A 22,298-nucleotide genomic window follows, 5' to 3' on the forward strand; every position below is an offset into this window, starting at 1 on the left:
GGGTCGGTGTGCGGCACCGGCCTCGTCGGGCCGTGGCTCTCATGGCACCAACGTCTTGTCACCGCAACCGGTTTGAACATCCGGCGCGGCCCGGTGCACGAACGGCCGCGCCCCCACACCCCGTCACGCGCCGTGCTGCGCACCGACAATCGATCGGCGGGCGAGGGCGCGGCCTCTGAGCGCCCCGGGCGCCGGGTACGTAAGCTGTGCCTCGTCAGGCGTACCAGGCAGCGGGGATGGGCAGACATGGCGATGATGCGGCTCCGGCGCGAGGACCCGCGTGTCGTCGGTTCGTTCAGGCTGCACCGGCGGCTCGGAGCGGGTGGCATGGGTGTCGTCTACCTCGGTTCGGACCGGCGGGGCCAGCGAGTGGCCCTGAAGGTGATCCGCCCGGATCTGGCGGAGGACCAGGAGTTCCGCTCGCGGTTCGCGCGCGAGGTGTCCGCCGCGCGGCGGATCCGCGGCGGCTGTACGGCCCGTCTGGTGGCCGCCGACCTGGAGGCGGACCGCCCGTGGTTCGCCACGCAGTACGTCCCGGGGCCCTCGCTGCACGACAAGGTGGCCGAGGAGGGCCCGCTGTCGGCGGCCGAGGTGGCCTCGATCGGGGCGGCGCTCTCCGAGGGGCTGGTGGCGGTGCACGAGGCCGGTGTCGTCCACCGCGACCTGAAGCCGTCGAACATCCTCCTCTCGCCCAAGGGCCCCCGGATCATCGACTTCGGGATCGCCTGGGCAACCGGGGCGTCCACCCTCACCCATGTCGGTACGGCGGTGGGCTCGCCGGGATTCCTGGCTCCCGAGCAGGTGCGCGGTGCGGCGGTGACGCCCGCGACGGACGTGTTCTCTCTCGGTGCCACGCTGGCGTACGCCGCGATGGCCGACTCGCCTTTCGGGCACGGCAGTTCCGAGGTGATGCTGTACCGCGTGGTGCACGAGGAACCGCAGTTGTACGACGTGCACGACGCGCTCGCGCCGTTGGTGAGCGCCTGCCTGGCGAAGGACCCCGAGGAGCGGCCGAGCACGCTCCAACTCTCCATGCGACTCAAGGAGATCGCGGCACGGGAGGCGCAGGGTCTGCACGAGAGCCGTCCGCCCGTCCAGCGTTCGGCGCAGGAGCTGGACCGCCCGACCGGCCGGATCGACGGCCCGTACATCGACGGCCCGTACACCGAGCAGCAGACCCGGCGTACGGCTCCTCCGGCGACCCGCCGGCAGAAGCAGAAGCAACCGCAGAGCGGCCGACAGGCCACGTCCTCGCGAGCCGGGTCGCCCCGTACCGGTGGTTCGCGCCCTCAGCAGCATCAGCCGCCGCGCAGCACGACGCGGTCCGGCAGGCGCCCGCAGGGCACGAACGGGACGAACGGCCGGCCGGGAACGCGTCCCGGGGCCCGCAAGACGTCGACCGGGCGGCGTCCCGCCAATCCGCGGCTGCTGCGGCAGCGGCTCGTCGTCTTCGTCGTGGTGACGCTGCTGGTGGCGCTGGGCATCGCGGCGGCGCAGGGCTGCCAGGGTCCGGCCCGCGGGCTGGGCACGGACCGCCCCCGGGGCCAGGCGCAGAGCCAGGGCGCGGTGTGGGCCCAGGCGCAGGGTCTGAACGAGGCGCAGAGCAAGAGTCCGGGCCGGGCGGAGACCGGGGCGCAGAGTCCGGTGCTCAGGTAGCCGGTCAGCTCTGCGGGCGTCCCGATGCCACGGCGTAGAACGCGACCGCGGCGGCGGCTCCCACGTTCAGCGAGTCGACGCCGTGCGCCATCGGGATGCGCACCCATTGGTCGGCGGCTACCAGGGCCTGGGTGGACAGCCCGTCGCCCTCGGCACCGAGCATCAGCGCCACCTTGTCCATCCGGTGCGGTGCCGCCTCGTCGATGCTGCTGGCCTTTTCGTCCGGGGTCAGTGCGAGGAGTTCGAAGCCCGCTTCCCGTACGGTCTCCAGGGCCTTGGGCCAGGTGTCGAGACGGGCGTAGGGGACGGAGAAGACCGCGCCCATCGAGACCTTGACCGAGCGCCGGTAGAGCGGATCGGCGCAGTCCGGCGAGAGCAGCACGGCGTCCATGCCGAGAGCGGCGGCGCTGCGGAAGATCGCCCCTATGTTGGTGTGGTCGTTGACGGCCTCCATGACGACCACCCGGCGGGTCGTCGCCAGCAGTTCGTCGGCCGTCGGCAACGGTTTGCGCTGCATCGAGGCGAGGGCGCCGCGGTGGACGTGGTAGCCGGTGACGCGTTCGGCGAGCTCGGGGCTGACCGCGTACACCGGGGCCGGGACCTCGTCGATGACGTCGCGCATGAGGTCGACCCACTTCGCCGAGAGCAGCATCGAGCGCATCTCGTACCCGGCGTGCCTGGCGCGTCTGATCACCTTTTCGCCCTCGGCGATGAAGAGGCCCTCGGCGGGCTCACGCCTGCGCCGGAGTTCGACATCGGTCAGTCCGGTGTAGTCGCGCAGGCGGGGGTCGTCGGGGTCGTCGACGGTGATGAGATCAGCCACGGGTTCGATACTGCCTTGTCCGGTGTGTGATGCCAACGGCTTGGGGGAAGATCTGTTACCGCTGGTTACTCGGCGGGGGTGCCGGCGGGTGCTCGGGCCGGCTATTCGGCGGTCGGCGGTGCGGCGCTGGTGCCGACGGCGACGACGTCTCCGACGACGATGACGGCCGGGGGGCGTACGTCCTCGGCGACGGCTCGTTCGGCGACGGTCGCGAGCGTCGCGTCGACCCGGCGCTGGGCTGCCGTGGTGCCCTCCTGGACCAGGGCGACCGGGGTATCGGGTGCCTTGCCGTGGGCGATGAGGGTACGGGCGATGGCACCGATCTTGTCGACGGCCATCAGGAGCACGAGGGTGCCGCGCAGCTGGGCGAGGGCCTGCCAGTCGACCAGTGAGCGTTCGTCGTCGGGGGCGACATGGCCGCTCACGACGGTGAACTCGTGGGCCACTCCGCGGTGGGTGACGGGGATGCCTGCAGCGCCGGGCACGGAGATCGAACTGGAGATGCCGGGGACCACGGTGCAGGCGATGCCTTCGGCGGCGAGCGCCTGGGCCTCCTCCATGCCGCGGCCGAAGACGAACGGGTCGCCGCCCTTGAGCCGCACGACGGCCTTGCCCGCCTTGGCGTGCTCGATGAGTGCCTGGTTGATGGCCTCCTGGGCCATGTAGCGGCCGTACGGGATCTTCGCGGCGTCGATCACCTCGACGTGCGGCGGGAGTTCGTCGAGCAGGTCGCGCGGGCCGAGGCGGTCGGCGATGACGACGTCGGCCTCGGCGAGGAGGCGGCGGCCGCGCACCGTGATCAGGTCCGGGTCACCGGGGCCGCCGCCGACCAGGGCGACGCCGGGGGTCCGGGTGCGGTGGTGGGGTGCGGCGAGGGTGCCGTCGCGCAGGCCCTCGACGATGGCGTCGCGGACGGCGGCGGAGTGGCGCGGGTCGCGGCCGTGGGTGTCGGTGGTGAGGACCGCGACGGTCACGCCCTCGCTGCGGCCGGTGGCCGGGGTCCAGGCCGTGGCGGCGTCGGCGTTGTCGCTGCGGACGCACCAGGTGCGGGTGCGCTCGGCCTCGGCGGAGGCGGCGTCGTTCGCCGCGGTGTCGTCGGACGCGATCAGGGCGTACCAGGCGTCGGCCAGGTCCCCGTCGGCGTACGGGCGGCGCTCCCAGCGGATCTCGCCGGCGTCGGCCATCGCCTCGACGGACGGGGTCGCGGCCGGCGATACGAGGACGATGTCGGCGCCCGCCGCGATGAGCGCGGGGAGACGGCGCTGGGCGACCTGACCACCGCCGACCACGACGACTCGGCGTCCGCCGAGACGCAGTCCGACGGGGTACGCAGGGTGATCGGCGTGAACCGCGTGCTCGGCCATGGTGGTGCGGGCTCCTCGTGCAGGGGACGGAGTGCGGCGGCCGCTGCGGCGGTGGAGCGGCTGTGACGTGCGGGTTTGTGGGGGGTCCACGATACGGGGGTGGGTGCGGGGGTGGGGCCGGGTGCGGGTGGGGGCGCCTGCGGCGGGCTTGTTCCCCTACCCGCCCCCTCCCGCGACCGTGGGCTCCTGGGCTCCGCCCCCGGACCCCCGCGCCTCGAACGCCGGCGAGGCTTGTTTTCAGTCCCTCTACTTCTCCGTCACGCCCGCCGAATCGAAGGTCGCCACCTCGTGCATCGCCCGCGCCGCACTCTGCACGATCGGCAGCGCCAGGAGCGCGCCCGTGCCCTCGCCGAGGCGAAGGTCGAGGTCGACCAGCGGGCGCAGGCCCAGCTTGTTGAGTGCGGCGACATGGCCGGGCTCGGCGCTGCGGTGGCCCGCGATGCAGGCGGCGAGGGCCTCGGGGGCGATCGCCCGGGCAACCAGGGCCGCGGCTCCCGCGCTCACGCCGTCGAGGATGACCGGCGTACGGAGCGAGGCACCGCCCAGCAGGAAGCCGGCCATCGCCGCGTGTTCGAGACCACCGACCGATGCCAGGACACCGATCGGGTCGGCCGGGTCGGGCTGGTGGAGTTCGAGGGCCCGGCGGACGACATCGACCTTGCGGGCGTGCATCTCGTCGTTGATACCGGTGCCGCGACCGGTCACCTCGGCCGGGTCCATGCCCGTGTACACGCAGATCAGAGCGGCCGACGCGGTGGTGTTGGCGATTCCCATCTCGCCGGTGAGCAGGCCCTTGTTGCCTGCCGCGACGAGATCGCGGGCGGTCTCGATGCCGACCTCGACGGCCGCCAGGACCTCCTCGCGGGTGAGCGCGGGACCGGTCGTGAAGTCGGCCGTTCCGGCGCGCACCTTGCGGGGAAGGAGGCCCGGTGTCGCGGGCAGTTCCATGGCCACGCCGACATCGACCACGCACACCTCGGCCCCGACCTGGGCCGCGAACGCGTTGCAGACTGCGCCGCCGCCGAGGAAGTTGGCGACCATCTGGCCGGTGACCTCCTGCGGCCAGGCCGTGACCCCCTGGGCGTGCACCCCGTGGTCGCCCGCGAAGATCGCGACGGCCGCGGGCTCCGGGATCGGCGGCGGGCACATCCGGGAGAGCCCCGACAACTGCGCGGAGATGATCTCCAGCATGCCGAGCGCGCCGGCGGGCTTGGTCATCCGCTTCTGGCGTTCCCATGCCTCGCCGAGCGCCTTGGCGTCCAGCGGGCGGATGTTGGAGATGGTCTCCTGCAACAGGTCGTGCGGTTCCTCGCCGGGCAGGGCGCGGCGGCCGTACGTCTCCTCATGGACGACCCAGGACAGCGGGCGGCGCTTCGACCAGCCCGCCTGCATGAGCTCGGGCTCCTCGGGGAACTCGTCGACGTAACCGACACAGAGGTACGCGACGACTTCCAGGTGCTCGGGCAGTCCCAGGGCGCGGACCATCTCGCGCTCGTCGAAGAAGCTGACCCAGCCGACGCCGAGGCCCTCGGCGCGGGCGGCGAGCCAGAGGTTCTCGACGGCGAGTGCCGAGGAGTACGGGGCCATCTGCGGCTGGGTGTGCCGGCCGAGGGTGTGGCGGCCACCGCGGGTGGGGTCGGCGGTGACGACGATGTTGACCGGGGTGTCGAGGATGGCCTCGATCTTCAGTTCCTTGAACTGCTTGGCCCGGCCCTTGGGAAGCGACGTGGCGTAGGCGTCGCGTTGACGCTGTGCCAGTTCGTGCATCGAACGGCGGGTCTCCGCCGAGCGGATGACCACGAAGTCCCAGGGCTGCGAGTGGCCGACGCTGGGCGCCGTGTGCGCGGCTTCGAGGACCCGGAGCAGGACCTCGTGGGGAATCGGGTCGCTGCGGAAGCCGTTGCGGATGTCGCGGCGCTCGCGCATGACGCGCAGCACTGCCTCGCGCTCGGCGTCGTCGTAGCCGGGAGCGGGCGGGGCGGCGGGAGCCTCGGACTCCTCGGACGCGGACGCCTCGGGGGCTGCCACCTCCTCGACGAGAGGCCGGGGCTCGGGCTGGGGCTCTGACTGCGCCTCGGGCTGTACGGACTTCACGGGCGCGGCCCCGGTGACTTCCGCAGCCTCCGCGGGGGCCGCGATGTCGGCGGCGGCCGCGATGTCCGGGGCGGTCGTGATGTCCGGGGCGGTCGTGATGTCCGGGGTCTCGATGACCTCCGGGCCCGGCTCGGGCTCCGGCAGAACCTCGGCCTCGGGGGCGGGGGCGGTGACCGTCTCAGGAGCCTCGGCGGTCTCGACGGCTGCCACGACCTCGGCGGGCTGGACCGGCTCCATGACGATCGCGACCCGCTCGGACTCGGGCTCGGCCTCCACGGCATGCTCCTCCACCACGGGCGTCGGCGCCAGGTGCGGAGTTGTCGGCACCGACCCCTCCACGGGCACGAACCGGCCCATGGGAGCGGCTTCCACGGCCTCCTCCGGTGCGGCCTCCACCGACGCGGTCTCCATCGGCGTGGTCTCCTCCGGCGCGACGGCGGCGACCTCGATGGCAGGCGCTTCGGCGACAGCCTCGGCCTCGGACTTCGCCGCGCTTTCGACGTCTGCCTCGGCAGCGGCCTCGGCCGGAGCTTCGACAGCGACCGGCGCCGCATCGGCCACCGGCGCGGCCTGCACGGGCTGCGCCTCAAATACCGGCTCGACAACCGGGTCCGGGAGGACGACCGGCTCCGGGACGACCGATTCTGCCGGCGCCGGGGCGGCGACCTGCTCCGGCGCCTGGGCCGACCACGGGCTTCCGCCCTGCGGCAGGATCTCACCGAACTGCGGGCCCGGAAGTACGGCCGCTCCGTCGCCCGGCGTCTCGAAGTACTCGGGTCCGATCGTGGGCGGTCCGGCGTGCCGTGCGGGTGCCTGGGGCTGCGCCTGGGTCTGGATCTGGGTCTGCGTCTGGGGCGCGCCCGCGGGTCCGCGGTCGGCGAGCGAGCGGACCACTCCGCCGGTCGGCGATCCGCCGTAGGAAGGCCCGCCGTCGGCCACGACCGGACCTCGGTGCAGCGGTCGACGCGCCGGCGTCTGGGGCTGCGGCTGACTCTGGGCCGCCGGGACGGGAGCGGGGGTGGGCGCCGGGATGCGTACACCCCTCAGATCGACCGAACCGGAGTCGCGGCCACCGGACTCGTGCGTCCCCTGACCGGCCTCGGGCACGGGGCCGGGCGCTGCCTGCTGCGCAGCGTACGCGTCCGCGGCCTGGACCTGCACCTGGCTCTGGACGGGTTCCTGCGCCTGGACCTGCACGGGCCCCTGGGGCTGCCCCGGAGCCTCGAAGGCGAACTGCGGCTGGGCCTGGTAGGCGGCCTGTTCGGGCAGCGGTGCCTGTGCTGCGACGCCGTCGGGGTACTGGCCGGGGGCCGGTACCGCCTGCGGGTCGCTCCAGGCTCCCTGGGGGCTCGGCATCAGCAGGAGATCGTCGTCCTCGGAGACATGCTCGGAGGGAGCGAGGTAGGTGTAGGCATCCGGGGCGGCGATGCCCGGCTGCTCCACCATGCCTGCGTTCTCCGGCAGTCCCTCACCCGGGATCTGGCCGGTGTCACTCATGCGTACCCCTCGCCCATCGTCAGTGCTCCTTCGGCCCTTCGCCCGGGACGCCCGAACACGGCACGCCGGCGCTCGTCAACAAGAACGAGCGGGTGCGCCGCGCGGCACGAAACGGTCGCGGACATACTGCATTCTCGCGGCCGTTCGCTGCCGCGGCAGCTCTTTTCGCCACGGCCCGCTGTGGACTGCGCCACGTCGCGCATCCCCCGGTCTGCCGTACCACAACGGGGGCCAAAACGGCCCCCTTTTCCGGACATTGACGAACGAAGCGACGAACATCCAGGCGCGGTGCAACAATCGGCCAGCCTACCTCGCGCCGTACGCCGAACGGGTCAGGGGGCGAGGTCCGAACGCAGTGCGGAGAGCAGGAACACGACCGAGCGTTCGCGCTCCGACCATGCGGCCGTGTCGAGTTCGACGGACTGGAGGAGCGAACACCGGACGGTGTATCCGTTCCCGGCGAGTGCCGCGCCGAGTGCCTCGGCCTCGTCGCGCGTGGAGGCATGGGTCACGATGCGTTCCGGCCGGCGTTCGGTGACAGCGGTGACGACGGGAACTCCGCCGCCTCCGATCCGTACGACGTCGGGCTCCGGCAGCCGCTCCAGCACATGCGGTGCCCGGCCCTCGACGACCTGGAGCTGGACGCCGAAGGACCGGGCCGCCGCCGCGGTGCGGGCGCAGGCCGCCGGGTCGCTGTCGACCGCCAGAACCGCGGCCCCGAAGCGGGCGGCCTCCACGGCCAGGGCCCCGCTGCCGGAGCCGATGTCCCACAGGAGGTCGCCGGTACGGGGGCCCAAGCGGGCCAGTTGGGCGGCGCGCAGCCCCGGGGACTCGCCCTCACCGCTCTCGTCCCCGGCGTCGGTGGCGCCGCCCGGGTAGGCCTCCGATGGCAGTGCCCAGCCACGCACACCACGGGGGTAGGCGGGGTGGCGGCCGGCGATCCAGGCGCCGGTGGCCTGCGGTTCGGGGCCGCCGCCGATCACGATCACCACGTTCGGGTCGCGCCAGACGTGATCGGCCGCGTTCTCGGAGGTGACGACGCTGACCTGTTCGCGCGCGGTGCCGAGTTCCTCGCAGATGACGAAGGTGCGGTGAACGCCTTCGAGGAGCAGGGCGAGTTCGGCGGGGCCCGCGCCGGGCGAGGTGAGGACGGCGACCTTGTGGTGGGCGCGGCAGACATTGACGGCGCGGCGCAGGGTGCGGGGGTGGGCGACGACGATCTGGGCGTCCTCCCACGGCATTCCGGCGCGGGCGAACGCGGTGGCGACGGAGGACACGGCGGGCACCACTTCGACTTCGAGGCCGTGTTCGGGTGCGCGGAGGTTGCGCACGACTCCGAAGAAGCCGGGATCTCCGTCGGCGAGGACCACGGCGCTGCCGCGGTGTCCGGCGATCCGGCGGGCGGCCAGGTCGATGGAGCCCAGGCGGATCCGTTCGGCGTGCGCCGGGACTTCGGGGAGTGCCAGGTGGTGGGCGGCTCCGGCGACGAGCGTGGCGGCCGAGAGGGCGGCGGTGGCCGCGCCTGTCAGTGGCGAGCCGTCCCAGCCGATCACGGTGACCCGATCGGCCATCTGTCGTCAGTCTCCTGGAGTTGTCGCAGGTGGGGCTGCCCGTGAAGGGTGGACAGGCCTCTGAGGGTACCCGGGTCCGTACCAGCACGGTGCCGGGGGCCCTGTGGGGATCAGTTCCAGTCGTTGTAGGCGCCGTAGCCGCCCGCGTCGGCGAGTTGCTCGGCGACTCCTTCGAGATCCTCGGGGAGCAGGCCCCAGACGATCAAGTCGGTCCTGATGTCGGTCCAGCTGCCGTCCTCCGTCTGGGTGCGCGCTATGCGGGCGTTGCGCAGGACCCCCTCGCTGATGCAGCCGAGCTTCTGGGCGACCTGCTGGGCGGCGGTGTTGTCGGCGGCGGTGCGCAGTTCGATGCGCTCGAAGCCCTGGTCGCGGAAGAGCCACTGGGCCAGCGCGAGTACGGACTCGGTGGCGTAGCCCTCGCCGCGTGCCCAGGGGGCGGTGATGTACGCGGCCTCGGTGGCGAGGGTGCGCCAGTCCGTGTTGCGCAGGCGGACCGAGCCGACGAGTCGCTGGGTGAGGAATTCGGTGACGGCGAAGACGATGCCGTCACCGGTGGTGCGCTGTGCGGGAGCGATCCTGCGGACCCAGCGTTCGGCGTCGACCTGGGTGTAGGGGTGGGGGGCCTCGGTCCAGGCGGTGACGAGCTCGTCGTTCATCATCTCGATGTACGCGGGGACGTCCGCCATGTCGAACGGGCGCAGCACCAACCGATCCGTGCTGATGGAGATGGACGGAAAGGTGGAAGTCATGCGCAGCTCCATGCCGAAGACCGTGTAAAGGCACAGCATGCAGCATCGGGTGGGCGTTGTGCATGGGCGGGGCCCACGACGGAGCCCCGCGCACCCCGTGGTGGGGTGGGCGGGGCTCGTCGGACAAATGTCGTGCGGGTGTCAGGACTTGGTGGCGGTGCCGAAGGCCGGGACGACCGAGCCCTGGTAGGTGTCCTCGATGAACTTCTTGACCTCGTCGGAGTGCAGGAGCTTCACGAGCTTCTCGACCCGGGCGTCCTTCTCGTTGCCCTTCTTCACGGCGATGATGTTGGCGTAAGGGTTGCCGTCGGCCTTCTCCAGCACCAGGGCGTCCTTGGCCGGCTTGAGGTCGGCCTCGATGGCGTAGTTGCCGTTGATGACGGCGGCGTCCACATCGTTCAGGGCGCGGGGCACGGTCGCAGCCTCCAGCTCCTTGAACTCCAGGCCCTTCTTGTCGGTGATGTCGCTCAGCTTGGCGTCGGTGCCGACGCCGGACTTGAGGGTGATCAGACCGTTCTCGGCGAGCAGCTGGAGGGCGCGGCCCTCGTTCGTGGTGTCGTTGGGCACCGCGATGGTCTGGCCGGACTTGATGTCGCCGATGGCCTTGACCTTCTTGGAGTAGAGGCCGAGGGGCTCCAGGTGGACGGTGCCGACGGAGACGAGGTGGGTGTTGTTCTTCTTGTTGAAGTCGTCGAGGTACGGCTGGTGCTGGAAGAAGTTGGCGTCGACCTGGCCCGTCTCGGTGGCGGTGTTCGGCAGGACGTAGTCGGTGAACTCCTTGACCTCCAGCTTGAGGCCCGCCTTGTCCGCCAGGTTCTTCTTGACGAAGTTCAGGATGTCGGCGTGCGGCGTCGGGGACGCGGCGACGACGAGCGCCTTGGAGGTGTCGGCCTTGGCGCCGGCCTCGCTCTTGGAGGCCGGGTCGGACGACGTGCCGCAGGCGGTGAGGCCGAAGGCCAGGGCGGCGGTGGCGGCGGCAGCTGCGGTGATCTTGATGTTCTTGCGCACGAAAAGTGCCTCTTTCGGTGGTGAGGGTGGTGCGCCCGGACAAGGAGTTCGGGCTTGTGAGGGGAGAGAAAGTCTCAGGTGGTGGTGCGGCCCCGGCGGGCCAGCAGCCGTACGGCTCCGTCGCCGATCAGCTGGATCACGGTCACGATGACGATGAGCAGCGCGACGGTGATGAGCATGAACTGGTTGTCGAAGCGCTGGAATCCGTAGGTGACGGCCTTGGAGCCGAGCCCTTCGCCGCCGACCGCGCCGGCCATCGCGGAGTAGCCGATCAGCACGATGACGGTGGTGGTGACGCCGGAGACGAGCGAGGGCAGCGCCTGCGGGAGCAGCACCTTGCGGACGATCGTCGGGATGGATCCGCCCATCGACTGGACGGCCTCGACGAGCCCGTGGTCGACCTCGCGGACGGCCGTCTCGACGAGCCGTGCGAAGAACGGGATGGCGCCGACGGCGAGCGGCACGATCATCGCGGTCGGGCCGATGAAGGTGCCGACGACCCAGGTGGTGAAGGGGATCAGGGCGATCAGCAGGATGATGAACGGCAGCGAGCGGCCGATGTTCACGATCACGCCGATGACCTTGTTGACCGGGGTGTTCCGGAGCAGTCCGCCCTTGTCGGTGAGGACCAGCAGGACGCCGAGCGGCAGCCCCACGAGAACGGTGACGACCGCGGACCAGAGCACCATGTAAAGGGTGTCGATGGTTCCCTGCGTGAGCAGCGGCTGCATTTCGGACCAGGTCACTTCGCCACCTCCTTGGTGAGCGGGGCGGGGGTCTGTACGGGGATGGGGGCGGCGTGCTCCACTACCTCGGCCTGCAGGCCCTGCTCGCGCAGGAAGCCGATCGGGACGACGTTCTCCTCGAACCGGCCGGGCAGTTCGATGCGCATCCGGCCGATCTGCTTGCCGCCGACGGTGTCCATCGCGGCGCCCAGGATCGAGATGTCGATGTTGTACGTACGGGAGAGCTGCGAGATCACCGGCTGGGTGGCGGCCTCGCCGTGGAAGGTGACGTCGACGACCGTGCGGTCGGGGCCGGAGGCCGTACCGCCGACGGGGAACAGTTCGTGGGCCAGTTCGGAGCCGGGGGTGGCGAGCAGTTCGCCGACGGTGCCGGATTCGACGATGCGTCCCTGCTGCATCAGCGCGGCTGAGTCGCAGATCGTCTTGACGACGTCCATCTCGTGCGTGATGAGCAGGACGGTCAGGCCGAGCTGCTGGTTGAGGTCGCGCAGCAGCTGGAGGATGGAGCGGGTGGTCTCGGGGTCGAGAGCGGAGGTCGCCTCGTCGGAGAGCAGCACCTTGGGGTCGCCGGCGAGTGCGCGGGCGATGCCGACGCGCTGCTTCTGGCCGCCGGAGAGCTGGCCCGGGTAGGACTTGGCCTTGTCGGCGAGACCGACCAGGTCGAGGAGTTCGAGGGCCTTGCGGGCGCGGTCCTTGCCGGATACGCCGAGGATCTCCAGCGGGAGTTCGACGTTGTCCTGGACGGTGCGGGAGGCCAGCAGGTTGAAGTGCTGGAAGACCATGCCGATGCGGCTGCGCGCCTCGCGCAGTTCCTTGCCGGCCCGGCGGCCCCGGCCGGCCAGGGCGGTGAGGTCCTGGCCGGCCACGGTGACGGTGCCGGAGGTGGGGCGTTCCAGGAGGTTGATGCAGCGGATGAGGGAGGATTTTCCGGCGCCGCTCTGTCCGATGACGCCGTACACCTCGCCCTCGCGGACGTGCAGGTCGACGCCGTCCAGGGCGGTGACCTCGCGGTCGCGCGACTGGTAGACCTTCGTGAGGCCCGTAGTGGTGATCACAGGGTTTCCGTCACTGTCGAGTGCGCGGCGCGGTGTCCGCCGGGCACGGGGCATTCGTCTGATGAGACTGTCCGGGCGTTTCGATCGGATGTCCCGAGCGGGGGGTCTCGGCACGGCTGCGGGCGGCGGAGGGCCGGGCAGCGGTGCTCGGGCAGGCTCGTTCCGCTGGGTGCGGACGGCTCGGGCTCGGTCTCGCTTCGGGGCGCGAGGATCGGGCGGGGGCCCTCAGAGGGTGCGCATTCGACACATACAACGAGCACCGGGCGTTGTGATCGCCTCGGTCGCAAGGATGCGGTCGCTCGTCGTGGTCATGCGCCAAGTAAAACAGACGTAACGTTCCGCCCGGCCCGCCTGTCCGAATAGCGGACAGGCGTGGATGGTGGCGCGAGACGGTTCGGCCGGCCGTCGTGATTCCCGATTCCTGGGCTGTGACCTGCACCGATACGGCGGAGGGGCAGCGGCGACGAATTGCGCGGCCGACGCGGAGCGGTCGCGTGCTGTGGTCAAGGCCACGGTCCCGCCGGGGTGCGGGCAGCTCCCCGGGTGCGGGGGCGCACGCAGGGGGCCGTTTGGTCCGTAATACCCTCGCCTCATGCTTGACGCCCTGACGGTCGCGGTCGCCGTGACCGCGCTCGCCCTCACCGCCTGGTGCGGATTCGCCGCTTACCGGGACCAGCCGACCAAGGACTGGCACTTCATCGGGATGGCCGTGGTCTCGCTGCTGGCGCTGGCCCAGCTGGTGGTGGGCGTCGTGCAGTTGTCCCGGGGTGAACGGCCCGAGCAGGGCATGACGATCTTCATCGCGTATCTGATCGGGTCCTTCCTGGCCGTGCCCGCGGCCGGATTCCTGTCGCTCACCGAGCGGACCCGGTGGGGTTCGGTGACGGTGGCGGCGGGCGCGGTCGTACTGGCCGTCCTCGAAGTACGGCTCTACGACATCTGGGGAAACTGACCGTGACCGACACCGATCGCACCCCCGCCACCGCCACCGGCGGGGAGCGCCCCTTCGACCTCGGTACCGGTCCCGGCCGGGTACTGGTCTGGTTCTACGGGGTGTTCACCGTCGCGGCGGCCTCCCGCTCGATCGTCCAGATGATCCTGGACTTCGGCAGGGCTCCGCTCGCCTATGTGCTGTCGGCCGTCGCCGCCGTCGTGTACGGGTTCATCACGTACTCGCTGGTGCGTGGCGGCGAGAAGGCGCGCAGGTCGGCGCTGGTGTGCTGCGCCGCGGAGCTCCTGGGTGTGCTGGTCGTCGGGACCTGGACGATGGTGGAGCCCTCGGCGTTCGCCGACGCCACGGTCTGGTCCGACTTCGGCATGGGCTATCTGTTCATCCCGGTGATCCTGCCGATCACCGGGATGATGTGGCTGCGCCGCGCGAAGAACGCGTAGGCCGGGCGCGGAACGCGCGGACGGACGGCGTAGGTGTAACCGGTGCTACGCGCTCGCCACGTAGAGGGGCGCGGTCGCGTCCTTCTCCAGCAGGATCATCCGGACGCCGTCCTGGCTCATCCCATTGCCCACAGGGGCGTAACCGGCCCGCCGGTAGAGGCGCAGATTGCCCTCGCTGCGGTGCCCCGTGTGCAGCCGGAAGCGGGTGGCCGACCGCTCGTCGGCGAGTCCCGACTCCGCGGCCCGCAGCAGCCGGGCGCCGAGGCCGTGCCCCTGGAGCCGCGGGTGGACGCAGAGCCTGCCGATCTGCCCGGCGCCGTCCTGATCGATGGATCCGCGGACCGAACCGACGACTTCGTCACCCAGCCGCGCCACGAACACCAGATTCGTGGCGATCTCGGCGCGCACCGAATCGAGCGTCTGGACGAGCGGGTCGATCCGGTAGTTCCCGTACAGCTCCGCCTCGGTCTGGAAACAGAGGTACTGAAGTTTCAAGATCTCTTCGGCATCCTGTGCCGTCGCCGCCGAGATGATCACACTCATGCCCATGTGCGCATGCCTCCGCCCACCTGATCCACCGGTTGTCTAACGCTCCTTTCCCCGCGGTTCAGGAGCGACAACCTCCGCCGCGAGCATTCTGCGCAGACATCCAAGGCATCGGGAACGGATCGGACCCAAACTACCCTGTGACATACCCAACTTCCCTGCGATTTCCCGGTAGGTGGGGTCACCGGGCGCCAGCATCGCCGCCAGCAGCCGGGAGCAGCGGCCGGGCAGCCGGTCCACCGCGGCGTGCAGCGCCCGGCGTTCGTCGGCACCGACGGCGATCCGTTCGGGGCAGCCGGCCGGGTCCGCGGAGGTCTCGTCGCGGTAGGGGCGTTCGTGCCGGGCGGTGCGTCGGGCCCGGCGGGCCTCCGCCCGTACGGCGTTGCGCACCCAGCGCGCCGGGTCCGGCGGCGGCCCGTCCAGCTCGAGCCGCTCCAACAGCCTCAGCCAGACGGCCTGTTCGAGGTCGGCGGGTTCGATCGCCGCGCCCGTCGCCGAGGCGGCCGCCTCGGCCGTGGCCTCGGCGCTCACCAGTGGATGGAGGGCGCGGACGACGTCCGCGGGGGCGGCCTCGGTCCTTGCGGGGGCGTGATCGAGAAGCGTCATGCCCCGGGCAACGCACCGTACCGGCGGCCGGTTGCCGTACCCGGCGCGCACCACCCGACCGGGGCACGCCCCGGCCGGGTGCTGACGCCGGTCTCACTTCGCGGCGAAGTCCGCCGCGGCGAGAAGGGCGGTGTCCGGGTTGTCGGAGAAGATCCCGTCGATACCCGTCGCGAAGTACGCCTGGAACGCGCCGAACGCGTCACCGTACGCGGTGGGGTCCGTGCCGCGCCGGAAGTCGGCGGGCAGGAAGGTGTTCTCGTTGCGCAGGGTGTACGGGTGCAGGACCAGGCCCTGGGCGTGCGCGTCCGTCACGAGGGTGGTGGGTGCGGTGAGCCGCCCCGAGGCGTCCTTGGGAATGATCAGGTCCAGGGTGGGTCCGATGCCCTGGGCGAAGGACGCCATCCACTTCAGGCCCTCGGGCTTCACCAGGTCGGCGACGGTGCGCGGGTCGCCGGACGTGACGAAGTCCCAGGGGCGCTCGCCCGCGCCGGAGAGCAGGACGACGCGCGGGGTGGCGACCAGTCCGGCCAGACGCTGGATGCTGCCGGGCTCGAAGGACTGGAGGATGAGCGGCGACTGCTTGCGATGGCGGTCGTAGCGGCGCAGCAGCTTGGCGAGGGGCTCTTCGAGGCCGAGACCCAGGCCCCGGAAGTAGGTGGGGTGCTTGGTCTCGACGTACAGCCAGACCGGCTTGCCGCGCCGGCGTCCCTCTCGGTCGGCCCAGCGCAACACCTCTTCGAAGGTGGGGATCTCCCAGCGGCCGTCGTAGAGCGTGTTCTTCTGACGGGTGCCGGGGATGCGTTCCTTGGCCCGCAGTGTCTTCAGTTCGGCGAGGGTGAAGTCCTCGGTGAACCAGCCGGTGAGCGAGACCCCGTCGACCTTCTTCGTGGTCTTGCGGCTCGCGAACTCGGGGTGGGCGGAGACGTCGGTGGTCGCGGTGATGTCGTTCTCGTGACGGCAGACGAGATGGCCGTCCTTGGTCGGCACCAGGTCCTGCTCGATGATGTGCGCGCCCATGTCGAGGGCCAGCTGGTAGGAGCCGAGGGTGTGCTCGGGCCGGTAGCCGCTGGTGCCGCGGTGCCCGATGACGGTGGGCACCGGAAGATCGAGGCGGAAGCCGTGGCCGCCCGGCCGTCCATCGGTGTTCGCGGCCGCGTTCCCGGCCGCGTCGGCCGGTCCGCCGGCCAGCCCGAGGGCGGCCGTGCCCAGCACGGCGGCCCCCGCACCGAGCAGGGTTCTGCGGCCGGGACCTGCCTGCGCGCGCTCTGTCATGAATGCTCCTCGCGTGTGATGTCTCGCACCTGTCGGGCGCGGCCCGAGCGTAGGCAGTCGTACCGTCGAAGGAGCATCTCCTGGACGAACATGGCGGAAACCCGCGTCAACACTGCGTATCCACTCGGTGAACCCGATGTGCGGTGAGCGAGTACCCGCGAGTATCGTCCTCACCTGCATGGACCGTCACGATCCCGCGCCTCGGCCGTCCCGGCCACTACACCGGAGGAACCGTTGTCCCGACACGCACTCATCAAGGCAGTGCTCGGACCGATCTTGCGCCTGATGTTCCGCCCCCAGGTGGAGGGCGTGGAGAACATCCCCGGGGACGGTCCGGTGATCCTCGCGGGCAACCATCTGACGTTCATCGACTCGATGATCATGCCGATCTGCTGCGACCGGCCGGTGTACTACATCGGCAAGGACGAGTACGTGACGGGCAAGGGACTCAAGGGCAGGGCGATGGCCTGGTTCTTCACGGGCTGCGGCATGATCCCGGTGGACCGGGACGGCGGCCGCGGCGGTGTCGCGGCGCTGATGACGGGCCGTCGGGTGCTGGAGGAGGGCAAGGCCTTCGCCATCTACCCGGAGGGCACCCGCTCCCCCGACGGCCGCCTCTACCGGGGTCGTACGGGCATCGCCCGGCTGACGCTGATGACGGGCGCGCCGGTGGTGCCGTTCGCGATGATCGGCACGGACAAGCTGCAGCCCGGTGGTGCCGGTCTGCCCCGCCCCGGCAAGGTGACGGTCCGCTTCGGTGAGCCGATGGAGTTCTCCCGCTACGAGGGCATGGACCGCGACCGCTATGTGCTGCGGGCGGTCACCGACTCCGTGATGGCCGAAGTGATGCGGCTGTCGGGTCAGGAGTACGTCGACATGTACGCCACGAAGGCGAAGGCCGCGTGAGCTGACGCACGGCGCAGGTTACGCGGATGGGCCCGTACCCCGGTTGGCGGTACGGGCCCTTCCGTATGTCGTATCGGCCCGTGCGGGCCGGGACGCGGGCGGCTACTGATGGACGATGCCCTCCTCCAGCTTCTGACCCCGCAGCAGGAACCAGGCGGTGACGGCCGTCGCCAGCAGGACCACCGCGCCGGCACCCGCGGCGAACCGCAGCCCGTCGACGAACGACTCCTGTGCGGCGGAGATCAGCGCGCTCGCCTGCTGTGCCGGAAGGCCGTGGGCCGCTTCGACGGCGCCGCCCAGCGATTCGTGGGCCGCCGCGGCGTTGGCGGACGGAACGCCCTGCGGGGTGGCGAAGTCCTGGTAGACGCCGGTGACGATGGAGCCGAGCAGGGCGATACCGAGGGCCGCGCCGAGTTCGTACGCCGTCTCGGAGACCGCGCCCGCGGAGCCCGCCTGCTCCTTCGGGACGCTGGAGAGGATCACATCGGACGTGACGGTGAAGGCGAAGCCCGCGCCGACGCCGACGACCAGCAGCACCGCGCCGATCAGCGGGTAGGCGGTCTCCTTGTGGATCAAAGTGACCACGGCGAGCGCCAGGCCGATCGCCGCGAGACCGCCGGACACCACCGACCGTACGGAGTAGCGACGGGCCGCCACACCGGCGAGCAGTCCCGCGGTGACCGCGCCGACGGCCGCGGGCAGTTCGGCGAGTCCTGCCTCCAGCGGTCCGCGCCCCTGGACCAGTTGCAGGAACTGGGAGAGGAAGAAGACCAGTCCGGACAGGCCGAGGATGGTCAGCAGATCGGCGAGGACGGCGCCCGAGAAGCCCCGGTGGTGGAAGAGCCGCATGTCCAGCAGGGGCGCGGGGAGCGTGAGTTGTCTGCGGACGAACCAGTGGAGCGCGGCCAGGCCGCCGAGGCCCGCGACGGCGACTGCCCAGCTCGTACCGTGCGCGGCCAGCTCCTTGACGGCGTATACGACACCGATCACGCCGATGAAGGAGAGCGCCACGCCGGCCAGGTCCCAGGGGCCGGGCGCCGGATTCTTCGACTCGGGAATCATCTTGACGCCGACGACCACCAGGACGGCCATGACGGGCAGGTTGATCAGGAAGACCGAGCCCCACCAGAAGTGTTCCAGGAGGAATCCGCCGACGACCGGGCCGACGGCCGCGCCCGCCGAGGCCATGGCGCCCCAGATGCCGATGGCGAGGCTGCGCTCGCGCGGATCGTGGAAGAGGTTGCGGATCAGGGCGAGTGTGGACGGCATCAGGGTGGCGCCCGCGACACCGAGCAGCGCCCGCGCCAGGATCATCATCTCGGGGGTGCTCGCGTACGCGTTGAGCACGGAGACCGCGCCGAAGGCGACGGCACCGCTCAGCAGCAGCTTCTTGCGGCCGATGCGGTCACCGAGGCTGCCCATGGAGACCAGGAGCCCGGCGATGACGAAGGAGTAGACGTCGCCGATCCAGAGCAGCTGGGTGCCGGAGGGCTTGAGGTCCTCGGTCAGGAAGGGCGTGGCGAGGCCGAGGACCGTGGCGTCCACGGCCACGAGCAGCACGGCGAGAACGAGGACGGCCAGGGCGATCCACCGCCCCGGACGGCGCAGCTCTTCGGCGGATTCCGCGTGCTGTTCGAGACTGCTCATTGCTCCACGCTCCGGCGTGCGCCGCCGAGCAGCAACTCGACGATCATGTGCTGGAAGTCCTGCCCGGCGACCCGGCCCGTCTGGACGACCCAGGCGCCGGAGGAGATGAGCCCGTAGAGGGCCTCGGTCAGCCAGGCGGGGGTGAGGTCGATGCGGAACTCGCCGCGTTCCTGGCCGCGCCGGAAGAAGGCGGAGACCCGGGCGTCGAGCCGGTTCCAGCCTTCGTTGACCTCGTCGCCCTCGAAGAGCTGATTCTCGGTGACGAGGAAGGAGAGGAGTCCGGCACTCGGCTCGACGGCGGCGACCAGTCGGCGCAGCGCCTCCTCGGAGGTCCCCTCGTCGAGCGCGGCGGCGTCCAGAGCCGCTCCGAACTCCTGGATGCCCAGGTTCTCCAATGCCCTGACCAGGGCGTCCCGTCCGGCGAAGTGCCGGTGCAGGGTGGCCCGTCCGATGCCTGCGGCTCTGGCGACCTCGTCCATGGTGGCGGTCGATTTACGGGTCAGCAGGGCGGCTGCGCTGCGCAGCACCTGCTCACGGTCGAGAGTCATGAGACGACCATAACCCATATGAGACATTGATGTCTCACTGCAGAGCCGTCGCCCTCCGTCGACGGGAGAGGGGACCATGTCGGCATGAAGCCGCTGCTGCTGATCGACATCGACGGCCCGCTCAATCCGTACGCGGCACTGACACGCCGCCGGGTTCCGGACGGCTATGCGCTGCATCTCATGCGGCCGACAGGGTGGGACTACGGGCTGCCGCTGCCCGTCCTCCTCAACCCGGAACACGGGAAGGCGCTGCGCGGCCTGGCAGGACGTTACGAGCTGGTCTGGGCGACGACCTGGAAGGACGAGGCCAACGTGTGGATCGGGCCGTGTCTCGGGCTCCCTTCGCTGCCGTACATCGACTGGCCGTCGATGCACGGCAGCGCGCCGGACGGCACGTACTGGAAGACGCAGTACGTGGTGGAGTACGCGGCGGGCCGGCCCTTCGCCTGGGTCGACGACGAGATCTCCGAGCAGGACCGGGAGTGGGCCGCCGAGCAGGGGGCGGCCGAGGCTCTCCTGCTGTGGATCGATCCATGGATCGGGCTCTTGCCGGCCGACTTCGAGGTGCTCGCCGCGTGGGCGGACGGCCGCCGGGGCGGCAGGAACTGAGTCCGCCACCCCGGTCGAGTCGCTGCCGCCCCACCCCGGATCAGTCGTTGAGGACGGTCAGGTCGAGGCCGGGCAGGCGGGCCGGATCATTGACCACGAACATCTCGGTGATCTTCCCCCGCGCGACGGTGAAGATCATGACCGAGAACCGATGGTCGTCGAGCGCCGAGACGACGGCCGGTTCCCCGTCGACCAGCGCGGGCAGCGACGACCGGGCGAACGGTGCGAACATCATCGCCTGGCGGGCCACGGTCGCGGCGCCCCGCACCAGGGACGGCGCACCGACGCCACCGGCTTCGGCTTCGGACCGCACCACGACGTCCGGGTCGAGCACGGCGACGAGGGCCTCGAAGTCACCGCCGCGGGCGGCGGCCAGGAAGGCGTCGACGACCTCGCGCTTACGGCTGAGATCGGGGTCCGGATCCGGCTCCGCGCCCCGCACCCGGCGACGGGCCCGGCTGGCGAGCTGCCGGGCCGCGGCCGGGGTGCGGTCCACGACGCGGGCGATCTCGTCGAACGGCACGGCGAACATGTCGTGCAGGACGAAGGCGAGCCGCTCGGCGGGGTCGAGCGTTTCGAGTACGACCAGCATCGCGAGACCGACCGAATCGGCCATCATCGCCTGCTGCTCCGGGTCGGCTTCCGGCTCGGCGCCGAGGACCGGGTCCGGGGCGTGGGCCCCGGGCGCGCGCGTGTCGAGCAGTTCCTCGCGGCGCGAGCGGCGGGAGCGGAGCATGTCCAGGCACACCCGCCCGACCACCGTCGTCAGCCAGCCGCCCAGGTTCTCGATTGCCCGGCTGTCGGTACGGCTGAGCCGGATCCAGGCTTCCTGGACGGCGTCCTCCGCCTCATTCGCCGAGCCGAGCATCCGGTAGGCCACGGCCTTCAGCTGGGTACGGTTCTCCTCGAAGCGTTCGGCCAGGAACTCGCGCCCGTTCACCTCGCGGCTGTTCACCCCACGCCCGTCCACCTCGCGCCCGTTCAGCCCGCGTCCGTCCCGCTCATGTCCGACCACAGTCGCACTCCTCCGTAGTGTGCAGTCACTGCCATGACGAACCGGACCTCACCGATGTGACAGGTGGCTCAGCACCCCTTCTCCGGCGCCGGGCGCGCCCGCTCAGTTCCACGGCAGCGCGGCGCGGCGGTGCCAGTACGCCTCCGGCTCCTCGACGAGCGCGTCGAGCCGGGCGCGCGGCGGCTCGCCGAGGTCGACGACGGCCGCGCGCAGGTTTGCGGCGAGCTGGTCGAGGGTCGCCGCGCCGGAGAGGACCACTGAGGCCCACGGCTGGTGCAGTACGAACGCCAGCGCGATCGCGTCGCTGCCCACGCCTGCGTCGGCGGCGATCTCCTGGACCACGGCGGGGGCCTCCGTCCCGGCGAGCCGACCGTTGGCCATGGCTTCCTTGACGATCACGGTGAGCCCGGCGTCATGGGCCTCCGCGAGCGCGGCTCCGGCCGAGGTCTCCAGGGCGTTGTAGGTGGCCTGGACGGTGCGGAAGAGCGGTTCGCCGTCGACGGTGACGGCGAGGGCGGCCCGGACGGCGTCGGCCTGGGCGGGTCCGCTGGTGGACAGCCCGACGCCGACCCCCGCCGCGGCGAGTTCGGCGAGCCGTGCGTGCAGCTCCTTGTCGGTGAGGGCCGGGCTGTCGGCGGTGACCGAGTGGATCTGGTAGAGGCCGAGCCGGTCCCCGAGCAGCGCGTCGGTCTCGGCGCGCTGGCGCAGATACGTGGCCGGGCTGTGGTCCTTGACCTCGTGCGCCTCGGCTTCCACGCTCCAGTCGGCGGTGTAGGTGTAGCCCCACTTGCTGCCGATGACGACATCGTGCGCTTCCGGGTGCGCCGTCAGCCAGCCGGCCAGGAACTCCTCCGAACGACCGTAGGAACGGGCCGCGTCGAAGTAACGGACGCCCTGCGCGTAGGCGGCGTCCAGCAGTTCGTGGGTGCGCTCGCGCAGCGCCTCGACGCCGCGATCGGCGGGCAGATCGCGGTCGCGGTGCAGGTTGATGTAGCCGGGCCTGCCGACCGCTGCCAGGCCGAGCCCGATGTGGGCGCTCGGATTCGTCGCTGCGGCCGATGGGGCCTCCCCTGGCCGAGCGAAGCCGAGAGCTCGGGGAAGGTCGAAAGGCATCGTGGGCTCCTCGTCGATCGGGTGCGCTCCCCCGTCAACGTAGCTCAGCTCCCGGAACCCGGAGGGCGGGGAGCGTACGGC

20 protein-coding genes are annotated in these 22,298 nt (G+C 71.3%); 5 read left to right on the top strand and 15 right to left on the bottom strand.

Annotation, left to right across the window (positions count from 1 at the left end; translation table 11 throughout):
* Positions 1-246 precede the first annotated feature (246 nt).
* Positions 247-1,656 carry a serine/threonine-protein kinase gene (locus ACFU8Q_RS21780; protein ID WP_384456402.1) on the top strand — a complete coding sequence of 470 codons (1,410 nt, stop codon included), beginning with the start codon at positions 247-249 and terminating at the stop codon, positions 1,654-1,656.
* A gap of 4 nt (positions 1,657-1,660) precedes the next feature.
* Here the strand turns inward: ACFU8Q_RS21780 and ACFU8Q_RS21785 are convergent, their stop codons facing one another.
* The 8 genes from ACFU8Q_RS21785 to ACFU8Q_RS21820 form a co-directional block, all read right to left on the bottom strand.
* Positions 1,661-2,479: a TrmH family RNA methyltransferase gene (locus ACFU8Q_RS21785; protein ID WP_384456405.1), complete on the bottom strand. Its 819-nt coding sequence runs from the start codon at positions 2,477-2,479 to the stop codon at positions 1,661-1,663.
* Positions 2,480-2,580: 101 nt separating this feature from the next.
* Positions 2,581-3,843, bottom strand: a complete 1,263-nt coding sequence (gene cobA / locus ACFU8Q_RS21790) for a uroporphyrinogen-III C-methyltransferase (RefSeq protein WP_384456408.1) — start codon at positions 3,841-3,843, stop codon at positions 2,581-2,583.
* A 246-nt stretch (positions 3,844-4,089) separates the two neighbouring features.
* On the bottom strand, positions 4,090-7,434 hold the full coding sequence (cobT, locus tag ACFU8Q_RS21795) for a nicotinate-nucleotide--dimethylbenzimidazole phosphoribosyltransferase (protein ID WP_384456411.1): 3,345 nt from the start codon (positions 7,432-7,434) through the stop codon (positions 4,090-4,092).
* 332 nt (positions 7,435-7,766) lie between these two features.
* Positions 7,767-9,005, bottom strand: coding sequence for a precorrin-6y C5,15-methyltransferase (decarboxylating) subunit CbiE (cbiE, locus tag ACFU8Q_RS21800; protein WP_384456414.1), 1,239 nt, complete (start codon positions 9,003-9,005; stop codon positions 7,767-7,769).
* A gap of 110 nt (positions 9,006-9,115) precedes the next feature.
* A complete protein-coding gene (locus ACFU8Q_RS21805; protein WP_384456417.1) occupies positions 9,116-9,793 on the bottom strand; it encodes a GNAT family N-acetyltransferase in 678 nt (225 codons plus the stop codon).
* Between the two features lie 102 nt (positions 9,794-9,895).
* Positions 9,896-10,762: a MetQ/NlpA family ABC transporter substrate-binding protein gene (locus ACFU8Q_RS21810; RefSeq protein WP_384456420.1), complete on the bottom strand. Its 867-nt coding sequence runs from the start codon at positions 10,760-10,762 to the stop codon at positions 9,896-9,898.
* A 74-nt stretch (positions 10,763-10,836) separates the two neighbouring features.
* Positions 10,837-11,508: a methionine ABC transporter permease gene (locus tag ACFU8Q_RS21815; RefSeq protein WP_384456422.1), complete on the bottom strand. Its 672-nt coding sequence runs from the start codon at positions 11,506-11,508 to the stop codon at positions 10,837-10,839.
* Positions 11,505-12,563 (bottom strand): methionine ABC transporter ATP-binding protein, encoded by a 1,059-nt coding sequence (locus ACFU8Q_RS21820; protein WP_384456425.1) that lies wholly within the window; start codon positions 12,561-12,563, stop codon positions 11,505-11,507. The genes ACFU8Q_RS21815 and ACFU8Q_RS21820 overlap by 4 nt, the downstream gene beginning before the upstream one ends.
* Positions 12,564-13,155: 592 nt before the next feature.
* On the opposite strand from ACFU8Q_RS21820, the gene ACFU8Q_RS21825 reads away from it, so the two are divergent.
* Both ACFU8Q_RS21825 and ACFU8Q_RS21830 read left to right on the top strand, forming a co-directional pair.
* Positions 13,156-13,515, top strand: coding sequence for a hypothetical protein (locus tag ACFU8Q_RS21825; RefSeq protein ID WP_384456428.1), 360 nt, complete (start codon positions 13,156-13,158; stop codon positions 13,513-13,515).
* Between the two features lie 2 nt (positions 13,516-13,517).
* Positions 13,518-13,955: a hypothetical protein gene (locus ACFU8Q_RS21830; RefSeq protein WP_384456430.1), complete on the top strand. Its 438-nt coding sequence runs from the start codon at positions 13,518-13,520 to the stop codon at positions 13,953-13,955.
* Between the two features lie 45 nt (positions 13,956-14,000).
* On the opposite strand, the gene ACFU8Q_RS21835 is transcribed toward ACFU8Q_RS21830, so the two are convergent.
* The 3 genes from ACFU8Q_RS21835 to ACFU8Q_RS21845 all read right to left on the bottom strand — a co-directional run bounded on the left by ACFU8Q_RS21835 (position 14,001) and on the right by ACFU8Q_RS21845 (position 16,379).
* Entirely contained in the window at positions 14,001-14,504 is a 504-nt protein-coding gene (locus ACFU8Q_RS21835) for a GNAT family N-acetyltransferase (protein ID WP_384456433.1), read from the bottom strand.
* A gap of 36 nt (positions 14,505-14,540) precedes the next feature.
* Positions 14,541-15,107 carry an RNA polymerase sigma factor gene (locus tag ACFU8Q_RS21840; protein ID WP_384456436.1) on the bottom strand — a complete coding sequence of 189 codons (567 nt, stop codon included), beginning with the start codon at positions 15,105-15,107 and terminating at the stop codon, positions 14,541-14,543.
* Positions 15,108-15,200: 93 nt separating this feature from the next.
* Positions 15,201-16,379, bottom strand: a complete 1,179-nt coding sequence (locus tag ACFU8Q_RS21845; RefSeq protein WP_384456439.1) for a glycerophosphodiester phosphodiesterase — start codon at positions 16,377-16,379, stop codon at positions 15,201-15,203.
* Between the two features lie 234 nt (positions 16,380-16,613).
* Here ACFU8Q_RS21845 and ACFU8Q_RS21850 point away from each other — a divergent pair, with 234 nt between their 5' ends.
* Positions 16,614-17,285 carry a 1-acyl-sn-glycerol-3-phosphate acyltransferase gene (locus tag ACFU8Q_RS21850; protein WP_266917157.1) on the top strand — a complete coding sequence of 224 codons (672 nt, stop codon included), beginning with the start codon at positions 16,614-16,616 and terminating at the stop codon, positions 17,283-17,285.
* A 102-nt stretch (positions 17,286-17,387) separates the two neighbouring features.
* Here the strand turns inward: ACFU8Q_RS21850 and ACFU8Q_RS21855 are convergent, their stop codons facing one another.
* Both ACFU8Q_RS21855 and ACFU8Q_RS21860 read right to left on the bottom strand, forming a co-directional pair.
* Entirely contained in the window at positions 17,388-18,932 is a 1,545-nt protein-coding gene (locus ACFU8Q_RS21855) for an MFS transporter (protein ID WP_384456442.1), read from the bottom strand.
* The gene (locus ACFU8Q_RS21860; protein WP_384456444.1) at positions 18,929-19,480 is read right to left on the bottom strand and encodes a TetR/AcrR family transcriptional regulator; all 552 of its coding nucleotides are present in this window, start codon (positions 19,478-19,480) and stop codon (positions 18,929-18,931) included. The genes ACFU8Q_RS21855 and ACFU8Q_RS21860 overlap by 4 nt, the downstream gene beginning before the upstream one ends.
* Before the next feature lie 84 nt (positions 19,481-19,564).
* On the opposite strand from ACFU8Q_RS21860, the gene ACFU8Q_RS21865 reads away from it, so the two are divergent.
* Positions 19,565-20,089, top strand: a complete 525-nt coding sequence (locus tag ACFU8Q_RS21865; RefSeq protein WP_384456447.1) for a hypothetical protein — start codon at positions 19,565-19,567, stop codon at positions 20,087-20,089.
* Between the two features lie 40 nt (positions 20,090-20,129).
* Here the strand turns inward: ACFU8Q_RS21865 and sigJ are convergent, their stop codons facing one another.
* On the bottom strand, positions 20,130-21,029 hold the full coding sequence (gene sigJ / locus ACFU8Q_RS21870; RefSeq protein ID WP_384456450.1) for an RNA polymerase sigma factor SigJ: 900 nt from the start codon (positions 21,027-21,029) through the stop codon (positions 20,130-20,132).
* A gap of 177 nt (positions 21,030-21,206) precedes the next feature.
* Positions 21,207-22,217: an aldo/keto reductase gene (locus ACFU8Q_RS21875; protein WP_384456452.1), complete on the bottom strand. Its 1,011-nt coding sequence runs from the start codon at positions 22,215-22,217 to the stop codon at positions 21,207-21,209.
* Between the last annotated feature and the right edge of the window lie 81 nt (positions 22,218-22,298).

The sequence above is a fragment of the Streptomyces sp. NPDC057543 genome, assembly GCF_042801895.1.
Taxonomy (GTDB): Bacteria; Actinomycetota; Actinomycetes; order Streptomycetales; family Streptomycetaceae; genus Streptomyces.